A 19,177-nucleotide genomic window follows, 5' to 3' on the forward strand; every position below is an offset into this window, starting at 1 on the left:
CGGGGCGCCACGGGGGCCGCCCCGGAATCTTCAGTTTCAGGCTTTGGCGCGATCCAGCAGGTATTGGGTCAGCAGTGGCACCGGACGGCCAGTGGCGCCCTTGTCCTTGCCGCCGCTGGTCCAGGCCGTGCCGGCAATGTCCAAGTGCGCCCAGTTGAAGTTCTTGGCAAAGCGCGACAAGAAGCAGGCAGCGGTGATGGTGCCGGCTTTCGGCCCACCGATGTTGGCGATGTCAGCGAACGGGCTGTCCAGCTGTTCCTGGTACTCATCGAACAGCGGCAATTGCCAGGCGCGGTCGTCGGCAGCCTTGCCGGCGCTGAGCAGTTGCTCGATCAGCTCATCGTTGTTACCCAGCAGGCCCGAGGTGTGGGCGCCCAAGGCAACCACGCAGGCACCGGTCAGGGTGGCGATGTCGATCACGGCTTGCGGCTTGAAGCGCTCGGCGTAGGTCAGCGCATCACACAGCACCAGACGGCCTTCGGCGTCGGTGTTGAGGATTTCCACCGTCTGGCCGCTCATGGTGGTGACGATATCGCCCGGACGGGCTGCGCCGCCGCTCGGCATGTTCTCGGCACACGCCAGGATGCACACCAGGTTGATCGGCAGCTTGAGTTCCAGCACGGCACGCAGGGTACCGAACACGCTGGCGGCGCCGCCCATGTCGTATTTCATCTCATCCATGCCTGCGCCCGGCTTGAGGCTGATGCCGCCGGTGTCGAAGGTGATGCCTTTGCCGACCAGGGCGTAAGGCTTCTCGGACTTCTTGCCGCCGTTATATTGCATCACAATCAGGCGGGGTGGCTGGTCGCTGCCCTGGCCTACGGCATAGAACGAGCCCATGCCCAGTTCTTTGATCTTCTTCTCGTCCAGCACTTCAACCTTCAGGCCCTTGAACTCTTTGCCCAGTGCCTTGGCTTGCTCGCCCAGGTAGGTTGGGTGGCAGATGTTTGGTGGCAGGTTGCCCAGGTCGCGGGTGAACGACATGCCTGCAGCGATGGCCTGAGCGTGGGTCACGGCGCGCTCGACTTCAGCCTGGGCGGCCTTGATAGTCAGCAGGGTGATTTTCTTCAGGGCGCGCGGTTCGGCTTTCTGGCTCTTGAACTGGTCGAAAATGTAACCGCCATCCACCAGGGTTTCGGCCAGCAGGCGGGTCTTGCCGTAGCTGTCGCGGCCTTTTACGACGATTTCATCAAGTGCCAATGCTGCATCGCTGCCGCCCAAGCCCTTGAGGGTGGTGAGGATACCGCTGATGATCTTGCGGAACGGGCGGTCGCCCAGTTCGGCTTCCTTGCCCACGCCCACCAGCAACACGCGGTCGGCTTTGAGGTTAGGCAGGCTTTGCAGCAGCAGGCTCTGGCCGACTTTGCCGGCCAGGTCGCCGCGCTTGAGCACGGCGCTGATGGCGCCACCGCTCAGTTCATCCAGTTGCTTGGCGGCGACGCTGAGCTTGCGGCCTTCGCCGACGGCGACCACGAGGGTGGCGGTTTTCAACGTTTCGGGGCTAACGCTTTTTACAACCAATTCCATTTTCGGGTCCCTTATAAAGGTCTGTGAGCCTGAGTCTGTACGCAGGCTTTCAAGCGTGGCAGCTCTGTAAACCGCCCGCGACAAAGGCCGCAGTTTGAACCTCGCCGGCGGAACCTGACAACCCTTGGCGCACGCTTTGTGCGCGCGCATGAGGTTGCGCAGTGACAGGCGCGGTCAATCACAGGATAATGCGCCATCTTTTTAGCCGGCCTGTGTAAACGGGTCGACTCGGTATGCTTGCTTGTTTGGCCGCCTTAGCCTGACAACCCTGGAGTGTCTGGTTTGATCGTCTTCCGTTATCTATCCCGCGAAGTCCTGTTGACCCTGAGTGCCGTGAGTGCGGTGCTGTTGGTCATCACCATGAGTGGTCGTTTCGTCAAATTTCTCGCCCAGGCCGCTTCCGGCGCCCTGGATCCGGGCTCGTTATTCCTGATCATGGGCTTTCGTCTGCCGGGCTTTTTGCAGCTGATCCTGCCACTTGGCCTGTTTCTCGGCATTCTGCTGGCCTATGGCCGGTTGTACCTTGAAAGTGAAATGACCGTGCTTTCCGCCACCGGCATGAGCCAGCAGCGTTTGCTTGCCATGACCATGGTGCCGGCCACCGGCGTCGCCCTGGTGGTGGCGTGGTTGAGCATGAGCCTGGCGCCTCAGGGGGCCATGCAGTTCCAGCTGCTTCTGAACAAGCAGGATGCGATGACCGAGTTCGACACCCTCGAGCCAGGGCGCTTTCAGGCGCTCAACGATGGTTCGCGGGTGACCTACACCGAAACCATGACCAATGACCGTGCCAACCTCGGTGGTGTGTTTATTTCGCAGAAAAACCTCGGGGAGAACCAGAAAGATCGCGGTATTTCGATTCTGGTGGCCAACAGTGGGCGCCAGGAAGTACGCCCTGACGGTTCCCGCTACCTGATCCTGGAAAATGGCTATCGCTACGACGGCAGCCCCGGCTTCGCGGATTATCGAGCGATCAAGTACGACCTCTATGGCGTCATGCTCGCCAAGCCTGAGATCAGTGAAGAAGTTACCGACCGCGACGCGCTCCCGACGGCGTCACTGTTCGGCAGCCAGGAACTGCGCTCCATCGCCGAGCTGCAATGGCGCATTTCCCTGCCGCTGTTGGTGTTTATCGTGACCTTGATGGCCGTGCCGCTGTCCCGGGTAAACCCGCGTCAGGGCCGTTTCCTCAAGCTGTTGCCGGCGATCCTGCTGTACATGGCCTACCTGACCATCCTGATTTCCGCCCGTGGCTCCCTGGAAAAAGGCAAGTTGTCGCCGGTCCTGGGGCTGTGGTGGGTACACGGGATTTTCCTGATGATCGGCCTGGGGCTGCTCTACTGGGAACCTATCCGTTTGAAAATGAAGAGCCGTCGTGGCCTGAAGGAGTTGGCTCGTGACTAAGCTCGACCGCTACATTGGTAGCAGCGTACTGATCGCCATCCTGGCGGTATTGGGCATCATTCTCGGCTTGGCCTCGTTGTTCGCCTTTATTGATGAAGTGAGCAACGTCACCGACACCTACACGGTCACCGACGTGCTGAGCTACGTGGCGCTGACCGCGCCACGTCGTCTGTACGACATGATGCCGATGGCCGGCTTGATCGGCTGCCTGATCGGCCTGGGCAGCCTGGCCAGCAACAGTGAACTGACCATCATGCGCGCCGCCGGTGTTTCCATCGGTCGCATCGTTTGGGCGGTCATGAAGCCCATGCTGCTGCTGATGGCCTGCAGCGTGCTGATCGGCGAGTACGTGGCGCCGCCGTCCGAAGCCACGGCCCAGGCCAATCGTGCCCTGGCCCAGGGTTCGGGCGATGCGCAAAGCGCCAAGCACGGCCTGTGGCACCGCCAAGGTGATGAATTCATCCACATCAACGCCGTGCAGCCGGGCGGCCTGTTGATTGGTGTGACGCGCTACACGTTCGACAAAGAACGCCACATGCTGACCTCCAGTTTCGCCAAGCGCGCGCAGTATGATGCCGAGAAGTGGACGCTCAGCGACGTCAGCACCACTCACTTCCGCAATGTCGGCCAAGGCAACAATGCCAGCACCGAAGTGATCAATGTGCCGACCGAGCCATGGGATATCGCCCTGAAGCCGGAACTGCTCAATACCGTGGTGATGATCCCGGAAAGCCTGCCTATCTCCGGTTTGTGGAGCTATATCCACTACCTTAAGGATCAGGGCCTGAATAACGGCCGCTATTGGTTGGCATTTTGGGTCAAGGTGTTACAGCCGGTTGTGACTGCTGCGCTGGTGTTGATGGCGATCTCGTTCATCTTCGGCCCGCTGCGTTCCGTGACCCTTGGCCAGCGGGTGTTTACCGGCGTGCTGGTGGGCTTCACCTTCCGCATCGCCCAGGACCTGCTCGGCCCGTCTAGCCTGGTATTCGGTTTCTCGCCGCTGTTTGCGGTGCTGGTACCGACGGCTATCTGCGCCCTGGCCGGGTTCTGGCTGTTGCGCCGAGCCGGTTGATACCGCGCTTATGAACAAAAAATGCCCCGTTCGAGAGAGCGGGGCATTTTTGTTCTGGTCAGCAAAGATGACGTTTGGCCTGAGCATCAGGTACAATTCCCGGCTATTTTTCAGCGGGCAATCTGCCTGCAGCCTTTTTGAGTGTTGATCCGTGAGTGATTTGAGTCATATCCGCAATTTCTCCATCATCGCCCACATTGACCATGGCAAGTCGACGCTGGCCGATCGATTCATCCAGATGTGCGGTGGCCTTGCCGAGCGTGAAATGGAAGCCCAGGTACTGGACTCCATGGACCTCGAGCGTGAACGCGGCATCACCATCAAGGCCCACAGCGTTACCCTGTACTACACCGCCAAAGACGGTATCAGGTACCAGCTGAACTTCATTGACACCCCCGGCCACGTTGACTTCACCTACGAAGTCAGCCGCTCGCTGGCAGCCTGTGAAGGCGCCTTGCTGGTGGTCGACGCGGGCCAGGGCGTTGAAGCCCAGTCCGTAGCCAACTGCTACACCGCGATCGAGCAGGGCCTTGAGGTCATGCCGGTACTGAACAAGATCGACCTGCCTCAGGCCGATCCGGACCGCGTCAAAGAAGAAATCGAAAAAATCATCGGCATTGACGCCACCGACGCCGTCGAGTGCAGCGCCAAGACCGGCCTGGGCGTTGACGAAGTGCTCGAGCGCCTGGTCAAGACCATTCCTGCGCCAACCGGCAACTACGAAGATCCGCTGCAAGCGTTGATCATCGACTCCTGGTTCGACAACTACCTGGGCGTTGTTTCCCTGGTACGTGTACGCCACGGTCGGGTGAAGAAGGGCGACAAGATCCTGGTTAAATCCACCGGCAAGATCCACCTGGTGGACAGCGTCGGCGTATTCAACCCCAAGCACACCGCCACCACCGACCTTAAGGCCGGTGAAGTAGGCTTCATCATCGCCGGTATCAAGGACATTCACGGTGCACCGGTTGGTGACACCCTGACCTTGAGCTCCACCCCTGACGTCGACGTGCTGCCGGGCTTCAAACGCATCCAGCCGCAGGTTTACGCCGGCCTGTTCCCGGTCAGCTCCGACGACTTCGAGGACTTCCGCGAAGCCCTGCAAAAGCTGACCCTCAACGACTCGTCGTTGCAGTACACCCCGGAAAGCTCCGACGCGCTGGGCTTCGGCTTCCGTTGCGGGTTCCTGGGCATGCTGCACATGGAGATCATCCAGGAGCGCCTGGAGCGCGAATACGACCTGGACCTGATCACCACCGCGCCAACGGTTATTTTTGAACTGTTGCTGAAAACCGGTGAAACGATTTACGTCGACAACCCGTCCAAGCTTCCAGATCTGTCCTCCATTGAAGACATGCGCGAGCCGATCGTGCGGGCCAATATCCTGGTACCGCAGGAACACCTGGGCAACGTGATTACCCTGTGTATCGAAAAACGTGGCGTACAACACGACATGTTGTTCCTCGGTACCCAAGTGCAAGTGACCTACGATTTGCCGATGAACGAAGTGGTCCTGGACTTCTTCGACCGTCTCAAATCCACCAGTCGCGGCTATGCTTCGCTGGATTACCATTTCGATCGCTACCAATCGGCTAATCTGGTGAAACTGGACGTGCTGATCAATGGCGACAAGGTCGATGCCCTGGCACTGATCGTGCACAAGGACAACGCCCACTACAAAGGTCGGCAGTTGACCGAAAAGATGAAAGAACTGATTCCGCGCCAGATGTTCGACGTCGCGATCCAGGCCGCCATTGGCGGGCAGATCATTGCACGGACCTCCGTCAAGGCACTCAGAAAGAACGTACTGGCCAAATGCTACGGCGGTGACGTAAGCCGTAAGCGCAAGCTGCTTGAGAAGCAAAAGGCCGGTAAAAAACGCATGAAGCAAGTGGGTAACGTGGAAATTCCACAAGAAGCCTTCCTTGCGGTGCTCAGGTTGGATAGTTAGGTCCTATGTCGCTAAATTTCCCGCTGTTGCTGGTCATCGCCGTTGCCGTTTGCGGTCTCCTGGCGTTGCTCGATCTGGTGTTCTTCGCCCCGCGTCGTCGGGCGGCTATCGCTTCCTATCAGGGCAGCGTCAGCCAGCCTGATGCGGTGGTGGTCGAGAAGCTGAACAAAGAGCCTTTGCTGGTTGAATACGGCAAGTCGTTCTTCCCGGTGTTGTTCATCGTGCTGGTACTGCGTTCGTTCCTGGTGGAGCCGTTTCAGATCCCTTCGGGGTCGATGAAACCTACCTTGGACGTGGGCGACTTCATCCTGGTGAACAAGTTTTCCTACGGGATCCGCTTGCCGGTAATCGACAAGAAAGTCATACCGGTCGGTGACCCGCAGCGCGGCGATGTGATGGTGTTCCGCTACCCAAGCGACCCGAACGTCAATTACATCAAGCGCGTCGTGGGCCTGCCGGGTGATGTGGTTCGCTACACCAGCGACAAGCGCCTGCTCATCAACGGTGAGTCGGTGGCCGAGAAGCTGATTGGCGCTGAGCCGAACACCTTGGGCAGCGCTGAGCTGTACCAGGAAAAACTCGGTACGGTAGAGCACGAAATCCGCAAGGAAATGAGCCGCTACCGCGCGATGCCTGATGGCGAGTGGAAAGTGCCTGCCGGGCACTACTTCATGATGGGCGACAACCGCGACAACTCCAACGACAGCCGTTACTGGGATGACCCTAATATTCCCAAGGACCTGCTGGGCATGGTTCCCGACGAGAACATTGTCGGCAAGGCCTTTGCGGTTTGGATGAGTTGGCCGGAACCCAAACTCAGCCACCTGCCGAACTTCTCGCGGGTCGGGCTGATCAAGTAATACAGGCGGCGCTGTGAACACAGCGCCGAATGCTTTTCTGGGGTTGGGACAATGCATCGTCCGGCCTCATGCGGCACCCACCAGGATTTGAATTTGAACACTGCGTCAATCTTCGATGGCCGCCGGTGCCACCAACTAGATATGGATAAACCGTGACCGTTTCTCTCAGTCGTCTCGAGCGCCAGCTCGGCTACACCTTCAAGGATCAGGAATTGATGGTCCTTGCCCTCACACACCGCAGTTTCGCGGGGCGTAATAACGAACGCCTCGAATTCCTCGGTGATGCCATTCTCAACTTTGCCGCCGGTGAGGCGCTGTTCGAGCGTTTCCCTCAAGCGCGCGAAGGCCAGCTGTCGCGCCTGCGTGCACGCCTGGTGAAAGGCGAGACCCTGGCCGTGCTGGCCCGTGGTTTCGGCCTGGGCGAATACTTGCGCCTGGGTTCCGGTGAGTTGAAAAGCGGCGGTTTCCGTCGTGAGTCGATCCTGGCCGATGCGCTCGAAGCATTGATCGGTGCGATCTACCTGGATGCCGGCATGGAGACGGCCAAGGAGCGCGTGGTCGCCTGGCTGGCTTCGGAGATCGAAAGCCTGACGCTGGTCGACACCAACAAAGATCCCAAGACCCGCCTGCAGGAATTCCTGCAGTCGCGCGGTTGCGAACTGCCACGCTACGAAGTGGTGGATATCCAGGGAGAGCCGCATTGCCGCGTGTTCTTCGTGGAATGTGAAATCACCTTATTGAATGAAAAAAGCCGAGGTCAGGGTGTGAGCCGTCGTATTGCCGAACAGGTAGCGGCGGCTGCAGCACTGATTGCCCTGGGCGTGGAGAATGGCCATGACTGATTCAACCGCAACACGCTGTGGCTATGTTGCCATCGTCGGCCGCCCGAACGTGGGCAAGTCCACGCTGCTGAACCACATCTTGGGCCAGAAGCTGGCGATCACCTCGCGCAAGCCGCAGACCACCCGTCACAACATGCTGGGCATCAAGACCGAAGGCGCCGTGCAAGCGGCCTACGTCGACACCCCGGGCATGCACAAAGGTGGCGAGAAGGCGCTTAACCGCTACATGAACAAGACCGCTTCGGCGGCGTTGAAAGACGTCGACGTGGTGATCTTCGTGGTCGACCGCACCAAGTGGACCGACGAAGACCAGATGGTTCTCGAGCGTGTGCAGTACGTCACCGGCCCGTTGATCGTTGCGCTGAACAAGACCGACCGCATCGAAGACAAAGCCGAGCTGATGCCGCACCTGACGTGGTTGCAGGAACAACTGCCGAACGCCCAGATCATGCCGATCTCGGCCCAGCACGGTCACAACCTTGAGGCGCTGGAACGCGTGATCGCCGGTTACCTGCCGGAGAACGAGCACTTCTTCCCGGAAGACCAGATCACCGACCGCAGCAGCCGTTTCCTCGCCGCCGAACTGGTACGCGAGAAAATCATGCGCCAGATGGGCGCCGAGCTGCCGTACCAGATCACCGTTGAAATCGAAGAGTTCAAGCAGCAGGGCAAAACCCTGCATATTCATGCGCTGATCCTCGTTGAACGTGACGGCCAGAAGAAAATCATCATTGGCGACAAGGGCGAGCGCATCAAGCGCATCGGCACCGAAGCGCGCAAGGACATGGAATTGCTGTTTGATTCCAAGATCATGCTTAACCTGTGGGTGAAGGTTAAGGGTGGTTGGTCCGATGACGAGCGCGCGCTGCGCTCCCTCGGCTACGGCGACCTGTAATAGGCCTCCAGTAACACCGCAAGACAAATGTGGGAGCGGGCTTGTGTGGGAGCTGGCTTGCCTGCGAGCTCTCGCGCACCCGGCTCCCACACAAGCCCGCTCCCACATTGGATAGTCGCAGTTTTCAAGGCCGTGCTTGTCAGCGAGAACCCCATGTCCCAAACCCCACCTCCCAGTCAACTCGCCTACGTGCTGCACAGCCGCGCCTACCGCGAGACCAGCGCCTTGGTGGACTTCCTCACGCCCCAAGGCCGCCTGCGCGCAGTCTTGCGTAGCGCCCGAGGCAAGGCCGGCACGCTGGCCCGGCCATTCGTGGCCTTGGATGTGGAGTTTCGTGGCAAGGGCGAGCTGAAGAACGTCGGTCGCCTGGAAAGCGTCGGCACCTCCGCTTGGCTCAATGGCGAAGCACTCTTCAGCGGCCTCTACCTCAATGAACTGCTGATTCGCCTGCTGCCCGCCGAAGACCCGCACCCGGCGGTGTTCGATCACTACGCCGCCACGTTGTTAGCCCTGGCCGAAGGCCGCCCCCTGGAGCCGCTGCTGCGCGCTTTCGAATGGCGCCTGCTCGACGACTTGGGCTACGGCTTTGAACTGAGCAACGACCTGCACGGCGATCCCATCGCCGCAGACGGCATGTACCGCCTGCAAGTCGACGCCGGCCTTGAGCGTGTGTACCTGCTGCAACCGGGCCTGTTCCGCGGCACTGAGTTGCTGGCCATGAGCGAAGCCGACTGGACCGCTCCGGGCGCTTTGTCTGCCGCCAAGCGCTTGATGCGCCAGGCGCTGGCCGTGCACTTGGGTGGCCGGCCGCTGGTCAGTCGCGAGTTGTTTCGAAAGCCCTGACAACCCCGTGTATGCTGTGCAGCGTTTCTTTCCCTTTTCAGGAGCGCTTCCGTGACCACCAGCAATCGCATTCTTCTTGGCGTGAACATCGACCACGTCGCTACCCTGCGCCAGGCCCGGGGCACCCGTTACCCTGACCCGGTCAAGGCCGCGCTGGACGCCGAAGAAGCGGGTGCCGACGGCATCACCGTGCACCTGCGCGAAGACCGCCGCCACATCCAGGAGCGCGACGTGTTGCTGCTCAAGGACGTGCTGCAAACCCGCATGAACTTCGAAATGGGCGTCACCGAAGAAATGATGGCGTTCGCCGAGCGCATCCGCCCGGCGCATATCTGCCTGGTGCCGGAAACCCGCCAGGAACTGACCACCGAAGGCGGCCTCGACGTGGCCGGCCAGGAAGCGCGGATCAAAGCTGCCGTGGAACGCCTGTCGAAGATCGGCAGCGAAGTCTCGCTGTTCATCGACGCCGACGAGCGCCAGATCGAAGCCTCGCGTCGCGTAGGCGCGCCGGCCATCGAACTGCACACCGGCCGTTACGCCGATGCCACCACGCCCACCGAAGTGGCTGACGAGCTGCAACGCATCATCGACGGCGTAAAGTGCGGCCTGAATGAAGGCCTGATCGTCAACGCCGGCCATGGCCTGCACTACCACAACGTCGAAGCCGTGGCGGCGATCAAAGGCATCAACGAACTGAACATCGGCCACGCGCTGGTGGCGCATGCGCTGTTCGTCGGTTTCAAAGGCGCGGTCGCCGAGATGAAAGCCCTGATTCTGGCTGCCGCCAAGGCCTGATACCACAACTTATGGTCAGCGGGCTTGCCACAAGACCCAATGAAATCGCAAGTCGGGCAAGGCCTGATACCACAACTTATGGTCAGCGGGCTTGCCACAAGACCCAATGAAATCGCAAGTGCGGCAATGCGAAGCCTTACTGTTTAGCCGGGTCAGGTGTATCGTATCTGCCCTTTGCGGGCCTATGGCTCGCGGCAGATACGTGAGGTTGTTGTGTCCCAAACTTTTTCCCGTCGACAAATCCTGGGTGGTCTTGCAGGCCTGGCCGTAGTGGGCGTCGGTGCCGGTGGCGCCTACCGCTACTGGCTGGGAAAAGTCGCCGAGGCCGAAGCGGGTCACGATTACGAGCTGATCGCCGCGCCGCTCGACGTGGAACTGGTGCCGGGGCATAAAACCCAAGCCTGGGCGTTCGGCCCATCGGCGCCGGGCACCGAGTTGCGTGTGCGTCAGGGAGAATGGCTGCGGGTGCGCTTTATCAACCACCTGCCGGTCGCCACCACCATCCACTGGCACGGCATCCGCCTGCCGCTGGAAATGGACGGCGTGCCTTACGTCTCGCAATTGCCGGTGCTGCCTGGCGAATACTTCGACTACAAATTCCGCGTGCCGGACGCCGGCAGCTACTGGTATCACCCGCATGTGAACAGCAGCGAAGAACTCGGCCGTGGCCTGGTCGGCCCGTTGATCATCGAAGAGCGTGAACCCACCGGTTTCAAACACGAACGCACCCTGAGCCTGAAAAGCTGGCATGTGGACGAAGAGGGCGCCTTTGTCGCCTTCAGCGTGCCCCGAGAAGCCGCGCGTGGCGGCACGGCGGGGCGGCTGTCGACGATCAATGGCGTGTCCCAGGCGGTCGTCGATTTGCCTGCCGGGCAGATCACCCGCGTGCGCCTGCTCAACCTCGACAACACGCTGACTTATCGCATCAACATTCCCGGCGTCGAAGCGCAGATCTATGCGCTGGACGGCAACCCCATCGAGCCGCGCCCAATGGGCAAGGAATACTGGCTGGGCCCGGGCATGCGCATTTGCCTGGCGATCAAAGCGCCGCCGGCCGGTGAAGAACTGTCGATCCGCAATGGCCCGGTGCGCCTGGGCACCTTTCGCTCTGTGGTCAACACCGACGCGCCCAACGAATGGCCACCGGCGCTGCCGGCCAACCCGATTGCCGAGCCGGACCTGGCCAATGCCGAGAAACTCAACTTCAATTTCGAGTGGGTCGGCACTGTATCAGTGGACAACGGCAAGCCGCCAAGCCTATGGCAGATCAACGGCCAGGCCTGGGACATCACCGACAAGACCTGCGCCGACCGCCCGATTGCCAAGCTTGAGAAGGGCAAGAGCTACATTTTTGAATTGAAGAACATGACCCAGTACCAACACCCGATCCACCTGCACGGCATGAGCTTCAAGGTGATCGCCTCGAACCGCCACAAGGTGATCCCGTACTTCACCGACACCTACCTGCTGGGCAAGAACGAGCGCGCTCGCGTGGCGTTGGTGGCGGATAACCCAGGGGTGTGGATGTTCCACTGCCACGTGATCGACCACATGGAAACCGGCCTGATGGCCGCCATCGAGGTGGCGTGATGCGCCAGGTTCGCCCTACAGCGATCATCGACCGCAGCCGCGACCAGGACTTCATGCGTGAGGCCCTGGCCCTCGCCGCCCAAGGCGCGGCACTGGGCGAAGTGCCCGTGGGTGCAGTGCTGGTGCAGGACGGTGAAATCATCGGCCGTGGCTTCAACTGCCCGATCAGCGGCAACGACCCCAGCGCCCATGCCGAAATGGTCGCCATCCGCGCCGCCGCGCACGCCATCAGCAACTATCGTCTGGTCGGCAGCACGCTGTATGTGACCCTGGAGCCCTGCAGCATGTGCGCGGGCCTGATCGTGCATTCGCGCATCGCGCGGGTGGTGTACGGTGCGCTGGAGCCCAAGGCTGGGATCGTGCAAAGCCAGGGGCAGTTTTTTACCCAAGGGTTTCTTAACCATCGGGTGCTGTTTGAAGGTGGGGTGTTGGCCGAGGAATGTGGGACGGTGTTGAGTGAGTTCTTTAAGGCTCGCCGAGCCAAACCCGCACTCTAAAGAGTACTGAAAACCAATGTGGGAGCAGGCAAGCCAGCTCCCACATGTTGATCTATTAGTACTGAAAACCAATGTGGGAGCAGGCAAGCCAGCTCCCACATGTTGATCTCTATTTTTTTCAGGGAGATTCGGGTTACTTCTTCGCGATGATCACTGCCCGCATCGGCGCCGGCAGCCCTTCAATGGTCTTGCTGTGATCCTCCGGATCCAGGAAATCACTCAGCGACTGGAACTTCATCCACGGCGTCCCGCGCTGTTCCTCGACCGTGGTCACGCTCACATCCACGCAGCGCACATCACTGAACCCCGCACGTCGCAGCCACAGCATCAGCGCCGGCACCGATGGCAGGAACCACACGTTGCGCATCTGCGCGTAGCGGTCTTCCGGCACCAGTACTTGCTGCTGATCGCCTTCCACCACCAAGGTTTCCAGGACCAGCTCGCCGCCTTTGACCAAGCAATCTTTCAGTGCCAGCAAGTGCTCGATGGGTGAGCGACGGTGATAGAACACGCCCATGGAAAACACCGTGTCGAAGCCTTCCATGTTTGGCGGCAAGTCTTCAAACGGGAACGGCAGGTGCCAGGCGTTCGGCGCCGACAGGTAGCGCTGCACGGCCTGGAACTGGCAAAAGAACAGCCAGTTCGGGTCTACGCCAATCACGCTGTCAGCCCCGGCGCCGAGCATGCGCCACATGTAGTAGCCGTTGCCGCAGCCCACATCGAGGATGCGCTTGCCGTTCAAATCCAGGTGCGGCGCAACGCGCGACCACTTCCAGTCCGAACGCCATTCGGTGTCCACATGCACGCCGAACAGGTGGAACGGGCCTTTGCGCCACGGGCTCAAGCCCATCAACGCGGTGTGCATTTGTGCACGGGTGGCGTCGTCGCAATCGGTATCCAGCGTCAAGCCGTTGAGCAAGTCGACTTCGCTGGGCTGGATGTTCGGCAACGCATCCAGCGCACTCTGCCAACGCTCCAGGTCGCCGTGACCCTTTTCCATCTTGCTATCGAGTTGCGCTTGCAGGCCCTGGGCCCAAACGGCCAAAGGAGTGCCGACCAAGTGGCGGGCGAGGGGAGACAAATCAATCATGGCAAGGCAATCAACGAGGCAAAGTTAAGACACTGGAACCACGGCACGACTTTCGAGAACCCGGCGGCCAGCAGGCGTTCGCGGTGTTCTTCGAGGCTGTCGGGCTTCATGACGTTTTCGATGGCGCTGCGCTTCTGGGCGATTTCCAGTTCGCTGTAGCCGTTGGCGCGTTTGAACGCGATGTGCAAATCGGTGAGCAGCGCATGCTCTTGTGGGTCATTGAAACGCAGCTTTTCCGAGAGGATCAACGCACCGCCCGGCAACAGTGACTGGCGGATGCGCCCGAGCAACGCCAGGCGCTCATCGGGGGCGATAAATTGCAGGGTAAAGTTCAGCGCCACCACCGAGGCCGGCTGGAACTGCAACGCGAGAATATCGCCCTCAATCACCTCCACCGGCAACAGCTCCTGGAACATCGAGTCCTGGCCATTGAGGTATTGGCGGCAACGCTCGACCATCGCCGCCGAGTTATCCACCGCGATCACCCGGCAGCCGTCGGTACGCACATGGCGGCGCAGCGCTTGAGTGACTGCGCCCAGAGACGAGCCCAGGTCGTAGAGCACGCTGTTGGGTTGGGCAAATTGCGCCGCCAGCACGCCGAGGTTCTCGACGATGGTCGGATAACCGGGCACCGAGCGCTTGATCATGTCCGGGAACACCCGCACCACGTCCTCGTTAAAGGCGAAGTCTGGCACCTGGGGCAGGGGCTGGGCGAATAGGCGATCGGGTTCTTTGCTCACGGCTGTTCCGGCGACGAAGGGGGAAAGGCCGGCATTTTAGCCAAATTGGCCCTCGGATGCGCGGGTTGTCTGATGGAAAGCCGAGGCGGTGATGCCCCACTGACCGAGCCAATACGTGGTAATCAACAAATACGGTGCCGCTTCAAAGGCGACCACAAACCGATTGATGCCGATGAGTGTGTCGGAAAACACAAACGACACCGCACCCGCCGCCGCCAGCAGGGCCGATTGCTTGGGTACGTTACTGCCCAGCCGTGCCAATGCACGCCAGAGCATGGCGCTGATCACCAGTGCATAAACCACGACGGGTATCAGCAAATCGCCCAGGCCATGGGAAATCAGGATGCCCAGCAAGATAGCGCCCACGCCCAGCGCCAATACCAGTGGCAACACCGCTAGGCGGCGGCAATCGCTGAAGTAGGCTTTCAAGTACGCCAAGTGCGCAAACAGAAAGGCGCCGAGGCCAAAGATAAACAGGTCGCCCGGCCATGCGAGCAACACATCGCCCACCAGGGAAAAAATCAGCCCCAGGCTGATCCAGCGTCGATAGTCGGTGGGCGGCGCATCATGCAGCCAGCCCAGCAGCGCCAATACCGGCAGCGGTTTAACCAGCAGGCACAACAGCGCTGCGTGAGTGGCCAAGCCGTAGAAAAAGGTGCCAGCGCCCATTAACGCAAGAATCAACCAAGGCATATCAGTTCACCGTAATGGCGCAGTCGAAGGTTTCGGCGGGTTCGGCTTCCGGTTCCCAGGGTTGCTGGGAGGTCAGGCGCAGACGGCCTTGGCCGGCAGCAAACGCCTGGAAGCGCCAGGTCGACTGGCCACCGCCACCGATCACACCGGATTCTGTGCTGCTGTAAACCTCAGGGCTGAGCGCGCGCAGCACGCCGCCGGCGGAATCCTGGATGGCCCAGCGGTAGCCGGTGGTGGGGTTACTTGGCAAGGTGAGAGTCAGGTTTTGCCCTGTTTTAAGCTGGAGCGGGCAGGCGCTCTGGTTTTCCACTGTGACGTTTTGCTTCGGTGCGCTGGCGCACGCGGCCAGCAGGGTAAGGCTCAAGGGGAGAAGCAGGCGGGCAGCGGTCATAGGGGCTCCGTTGTTTGGCGACGAAGGGCGAGCATAACCGAAGATGAGACAAGGTGTGACAGCAGGGGATTTGATTGTTCCCACGCTCTGCGTGGGAATGCAGCCCGGGACGTTCCGCGTCATAAGAGCGGACGCAGAGCGCCAGAGGGGCAGAGCGCCCAGAGAGGCATTCCCACGCAGAGCGTGGGAATGATCGATCAGAAGAGCACCTTCGCCACATCCGCAAAGCGCTTGGCAAAGTGCACGGTCATGCCTTCTTTCAGGTACTCCGGCAGTTCTTCAAAACTACCGCGGTTCGGCTCCGGCAAGATTAGCTCATGAATCTTCTGGCGCCGCGCCGCGATGACTTTCTCACGCACCCCGCCAATCGGCAGTACATGCCCGGTCAGCGTCAGCTCGCCGGTCATGGCCACGCCTTTTTTCGGTGGCTGGTTACGCGCCAGCGACAGCAGCGCACTGGCCATGGTCACGCCCGCGCTCGGGCCGTCTTTCGGTGTGGCACCTTCCGGCACGTGCAAGTGCACGAAGGCTTCGTCGAAGAACTTCGGGTCACCGCCAAACGACTTCAGATTCGAGCTGATGTAGCTGTAGGCAATCTCGGCGGACTCCTTCATCACCTCACCCAACTGCCCGGTGAGCTTGAAGCCGCGATTGAGCGTATGGATGCGCGTCGCCTCGATCGGCAGGGTCGCGCCGCCCATGCTGGTCCAGGCCAGGCCTGTGATCACGCCAGTGCCGGACAACACTTGTTCATTGCGGAACACCGGCATGCCCAAGGAGCTTTCCAGGTCTTTGTTGCCGATCTTGATCACCGAGTCCGGCTCATCCAGTAGCTTGACCACGGCTTTACGCACCAGTTTGCCCAGCTGTTTCTCCAGCTGGCGCACCCCGGCTTCGCGTGCATAGCCGTCAATCAACGCGCGCAGGGCGCCGTCGCTGATGCTCAGGCTCTTTTTCGACACGCCGGCTTTTTCCAGCTGTTTGGGCCATAGGTGGCGCTTGGCGATGGCAACTTTTTCTTCAGTGATGTAGCCCGACAGGCGAATCACTTCCATCCGGTCGAGCAGCGGGCCGGGGATTGAGTCCAAGGTGTTCGCCGTGCACACGAACAGCACTTTGGACAGGTCCAGGCGCAGGTCCAGGTAGTGGTCGAGGAATTCGACGTTCTGTTCCGGGTCGAGGGTCTCCAGCAGCGCCGACGCCGGGTCGCCCTGGTAGCTCTGGCCCATCTTGTCGATCTCGTCGAGCATGATCACCGGGTTCATCACTTCCACATCTTTGAGCGCCTGCACCAGCTTGCCCGGCAGGGCGCCGATGTAGGTACGGCGATGGCCCTTGATCTCGGCCTCGTCGCGCATGCCGCCGACGCTGAAGCGGTAGAACGGCCGGCCCAGGGACTCGGCGATGGATTTACCGACGCTGGTCTTGCCCACGCCCGGCGGGCCTACCAGCAACACGATGGAGCCGGCGACTTCGCCTTTATAGGCGCCCACCGCGAGGAACTCGAGGATGCGGCTCTTAATGTCATCCAGGCCCGCATGGTGTTTATCCAGCACCTTGCGCGCGTGTTTCAGGTCGAGCTTGTCTTCGCCATACACGCCCCACGGCACTGAGGTGGCCCAGTCCAAGTAGTTGCGGGTTACGGCGTATTCCGGCGAACCCGTTTCCAGGATCGACAGTTTGTTCATTTCTTCGCTGATGCGCTTTTGCGCCTGGGTCGGCAGCACTTTGCCCACCAGGCGTTGTTCGAACTGCTCGACGTCTGCGCTGCGGTCGTCCTTGGTCAGGCCCAGCTCTTGCTGGATGACCTTGAGCTGCTCCTTGAGGAAGAACTCGCGCTGGTGCTCGCCGATCTTGCGGTTCACCTCGGCAGAGATTTCCTTTTGCAGGCGCGCGACTTCGACTTCCTTGCGCAGCATCGGCAGCACTTTTTCCATGCGCTTGAGCATGGGCACGCAGTCCAGCACTTCCTGCAACTCGTTACCGGTGGCCGAGGTCAGCGCGGCGGCGAAGTCGGTAAGCGGCGACGGGTCGTTGGGGCTGAAGCGGTTGAGGTAGTTCTTCAACTCTTCGCTGTACAGCGGGTTGAGCGGCAGCAGTTCCTTGATCGCATTGATCAGCGCCATGCCGTAGGCCTTGACCTCGTCGGTCGGCTCGGTCGGCTGGTGCGGGTATTCGACCTCCACCAGGTACGGTGGGCGGTGGTGCTTGAGCCAGGTCTTGATGCGCACACGGGTCAGGCCCTGGGCGACGAATTGCAGCTTACCGTTCTCGCGGCTGGCGTGGTGCACCTTCACCAGCGTGCCGTACAGCGGCAGGCTGGAGGTGTCGAAGTGGCGTGGATCTTCTGGCGGGGTGTCCATGAAGAACAGCGCCAGGGAATGGTGGTCGGATTTGCTCACCAGCTCCAGGGTCTCGGCCCACGGTTCTTCATTGACGATCACCGGCAGCACTTGCGCCGGGAAGAACGGACGATTGTGGATCGGGATGATGTAAACCTTGTCCGGCAGATTTTGCCCGGGCAGGGCCAGGCCGGTGTTGGACGATGTTTCGTGTTCAGCGTTTTCCGGATCGGCGTAATCGTTCAGGTCGATGTCCGGGAATTCTTGCTGGTCGCTCATGGGGCACCTGCATAAGGAAGTATGCAAGTTAGATGGGGCGGTGCAGCGGTGGTTTCAATGGCCGGGCGCAGTTAGCAACATATTGCATAATATTTTCGACAGCGGCGCTTTACGCCTGTGGGAGCTGGTTTGCCTGGGTTTAGGTAGATTGGGTACATATCCGACTCCCACATTTCAGAGCACGTGGGGTCAGCTGATCTTGTGGAGGTAGGCGGGAATCGGCTGTTCCGGTAGCACCGACAACACCTTCAAACGCTGCAACATACGCTGACTGGCCCGTTGCAAATGCTCACGCAAATTCAGCGCCGCCGCATCGAAGGCGCCGTGCAGCAATAGCTCCAGAATCAAGCGATGTTCGGCGAGCATGGCGGGATCTGCGCCTATCCCCAGTAAACGGTAGAAGATTCGACTGATGATCATCGGGCTCTGGCCCTGGCGAATCAGCGCGGCGATCTTGCGGTTCTGCAGGCCGGCCAGGCAGCGCTGGTGCAAGTCCTCCTCGATCTGCTCGATGGCTTGCAGGCTGCACTGCGGGCTTTGCTGGGCCTCCAGCACGCGCTGCAACATGGCCTCAAGCATCTCGCGGTCCAGGTTCGGCGCGCTCTGGCGCAGGGCTTCGGGTTCCAGGCAGGCGCGCAGTTCATAGTCTTCGGTGACTTCGCGCGCGGTCAGCGGCCCCGCCAGCCATTGGGAGTAAGGCTCTTTTTCCACCAGGCCACGGTCGCGCAGGCGCATCAGCGCTTCACGCACCACGGCGCGGCTGACACCGTAGTGGTCGGCGGCGGCTTGCTCGTCCAGGCGGTAATGGCCGAAGGCGATGCACGTGGACAGCGCCGCGCCGATTTCCTCAACAATCCGCTCGCCCAGCGGCCGGGTGTCTACCAGCTCGTCGTCGCCATTAAGGCCCAGGTGTGCATGGCTCAGCGGCAGGCGCAGCGGCTCCATGACCAGGCCTTCGGGGTTGATCAGGTAACCGCGTCCGTTGAAGCGGCAGATCAGGCCTTCATCGTGCAGCAGGTCCAGCGCCTTACGCACCGGCACGCGGCTGGTGCCGAACAGCTCGGCCAGCGGCGCTTCCAGCAAGACCAGCCCGTGGCGGGCGGTGCCGTTGACGATGGCGTCACGCAACACGGTGTGAATCATCGCGTAACGGGAAGCGGAGGCGGACGCTGCTTTCATCTGCTTCTCTAGGTAAAGAGTGGATGGGTTTGTAGGAAAGTGGCTACGGATTCTCTCATAGTTGCCGCTGTCACTCTGCGCCACGGTGGTGGCACTTTTTTGGGGCCTTACCCGTCACGTTGTTACTTTTCTGCACCAAAATGTATTGATTAATAAAAGATACATTATTTCATTCAAGGTCTGTTCCAGC

The 19,177-nt window shown here is 60.6% G+C and carries 17 protein-coding genes; 10 read left to right on the forward strand and 7 right to left on the reverse strand.

The features are described 5' to 3' along the window. Nucleotides 1-36: 36 nt before the first annotated feature. On the reverse strand, nt 37-1,527 hold the full coding sequence (locus tag GJU48_RS05090) for a leucyl aminopeptidase (protein ID WP_094951374.1): 1,491 nt from the start codon (nt 1,525-1,527) through the stop codon (nt 37-39). A gap of 282 nt (nt 1,528-1,809) precedes the next feature. Between GJU48_RS05090 and lptF the strand changes: the two genes are divergently transcribed. The 10 genes from lptF to tadA all read left to right on the forward strand — a co-directional run bounded on the left by lptF (nt 1,810) and on the right by tadA (nt 12,273). Next, nucleotides 1,810-2,928, forward strand: a complete 1,119-nt coding sequence (gene lptF / locus GJU48_RS05095; protein ID WP_094951373.1) for an LPS export ABC transporter permease LptF — start codon at nt 1,810-1,812, stop codon at nt 2,926-2,928. Further along, nucleotides 2,921-4,000, forward strand: coding sequence for an LPS export ABC transporter permease LptG (gene lptG / locus GJU48_RS05100; protein WP_094951372.1), 1,080 nt, complete (start codon nt 2,921-2,923; stop codon nt 3,998-4,000). Before lptF ends, lptG begins: the two co-directional genes overlap by 8 nt. Before the next feature lie 151 nt (nt 4,001-4,151). Then, nucleotides 4,152-5,951 (forward strand): translation elongation factor 4, encoded by a 1,800-nt coding sequence (lepA, locus tag GJU48_RS05105; protein WP_094951371.1) that lies wholly within the window; start codon nt 4,152-4,154, stop codon nt 5,949-5,951. Nucleotides 5,952-5,956: 5 nt separating this feature from the next. Continuing rightward, nucleotides 5,957-6,811, forward strand: coding sequence for a signal peptidase I (lepB, locus tag GJU48_RS05110; protein ID WP_094951370.1), 855 nt, complete (start codon nt 5,957-5,959; stop codon nt 6,809-6,811). Nucleotides 6,812-6,963: 152 nt separating this feature from the next. After that, nucleotides 6,964-7,653, forward strand: a complete 690-nt coding sequence (gene rnc / locus GJU48_RS05115) for a ribonuclease III (RefSeq protein ID WP_094951369.1) — start codon at nt 6,964-6,966, stop codon at nt 7,651-7,653. Continuing rightward, nucleotides 7,646-8,548, forward strand: coding sequence for a GTPase Era (gene era, locus GJU48_RS05120; RefSeq protein WP_094951368.1), 903 nt, complete (start codon nt 7,646-7,648; stop codon nt 8,546-8,548). The genes rnc and era overlap by 8 nt, the downstream gene beginning before the upstream one ends. Before the next feature lie 153 nt (nt 8,549-8,701). Then, the gene (gene recO, locus GJU48_RS05125; protein WP_094951366.1) at nt 8,702-9,391 is read left to right on the forward strand and encodes a DNA repair protein RecO; all 690 of its coding nucleotides are present in this window, start codon (nt 8,702-8,704) and stop codon (nt 9,389-9,391) included. A 51-nt stretch (nt 9,392-9,442) separates the two neighbouring features. Continuing rightward, nucleotides 9,443-10,186, forward strand: a complete 744-nt coding sequence (pdxJ, locus tag GJU48_RS05130) for a pyridoxine 5'-phosphate synthase (protein WP_094951365.1) — start codon at nt 9,443-9,445, stop codon at nt 10,184-10,186. A gap of 213 nt (nt 10,187-10,399) precedes the next feature. Next, nucleotides 10,400-11,776 carry a multicopper oxidase family protein gene (locus tag GJU48_RS05135; RefSeq protein ID WP_094951364.1) on the forward strand — a complete coding sequence of 459 codons (1,377 nt, stop codon included), beginning with the start codon at nt 10,400-10,402 and terminating at the stop codon, nt 11,774-11,776. After that, nucleotides 11,776-12,273: a tRNA adenosine(34) deaminase TadA gene (gene tadA, locus GJU48_RS05140; protein ID WP_094951363.1), complete on the forward strand. Its 498-nt coding sequence runs from the start codon at nt 11,776-11,778 to the stop codon at nt 12,271-12,273. Before GJU48_RS05135 ends, tadA begins: the two co-directional genes overlap by 1 nt. Before the next feature lie 133 nt (nt 12,274-12,406). Here the strand turns inward: tadA and cmoB are convergent, their stop codons facing one another. From cmoB to GJU48_RS05170, 6 genes are all read right to left on the reverse strand, one after another. After that, a complete protein-coding gene (gene cmoB / locus GJU48_RS05145; RefSeq protein WP_094951362.1) occupies nt 12,407-13,363 on the reverse strand; it encodes a tRNA 5-methoxyuridine(34)/uridine 5-oxyacetic acid(34) synthase CmoB in 957 nt (318 codons plus the stop codon). Beyond that, nucleotides 13,360-14,103, reverse strand: a complete 744-nt coding sequence (gene cmoA, locus GJU48_RS05150; RefSeq protein WP_094951361.1) for a carboxy-S-adenosyl-L-methionine synthase CmoA — start codon at nt 14,101-14,103, stop codon at nt 13,360-13,362. The genes cmoB and cmoA overlap by 4 nt, the downstream gene beginning before the upstream one ends. A 36-nt stretch (nt 14,104-14,139) precedes the next feature. Next, the gene (locus tag GJU48_RS05155) at nt 14,140-14,796 is read right to left on the reverse strand and encodes a lysoplasmalogenase (RefSeq protein WP_094951360.1); all 657 of its coding nucleotides are present in this window, start codon (nt 14,794-14,796) and stop codon (nt 14,140-14,142) included. A 1-nt stretch (nt 14,797) separates the two neighbouring features. Beyond that, a complete protein-coding gene (locus GJU48_RS05160) occupies nt 14,798-15,187 on the reverse strand; it encodes a protease inhibitor I42 family protein (protein WP_094951359.1) in 390 nt (129 codons plus the stop codon). Nucleotides 15,188-15,384: 197 nt separating this feature from the next. After that, nucleotides 15,385-17,808, reverse strand: coding sequence for an endopeptidase La (gene lon, locus GJU48_RS05165; RefSeq protein ID WP_094951358.1), 2,424 nt, complete (start codon nt 17,806-17,808; stop codon nt 15,385-15,387). Nucleotides 17,809-17,997: 189 nt separating this feature from the next. Beyond that, nucleotides 17,998-18,987 carry a GntR family transcriptional regulator gene (locus GJU48_RS05170; protein WP_094952998.1) on the reverse strand — a complete coding sequence of 330 codons (990 nt, stop codon included), beginning with the start codon at nt 18,985-18,987 and terminating at the stop codon, nt 17,998-18,000. Nucleotides 18,988-19,177 lie beyond the last annotated feature (190 nt).

The sequence above is a fragment of the Pseudomonas sp. IB20 genome (genome assembly GCF_009707325.1).
Classification (GTDB): domain Bacteria; phylum Pseudomonadota; class Gammaproteobacteria; order Pseudomonadales; family Pseudomonadaceae; genus Aquipseudomonas.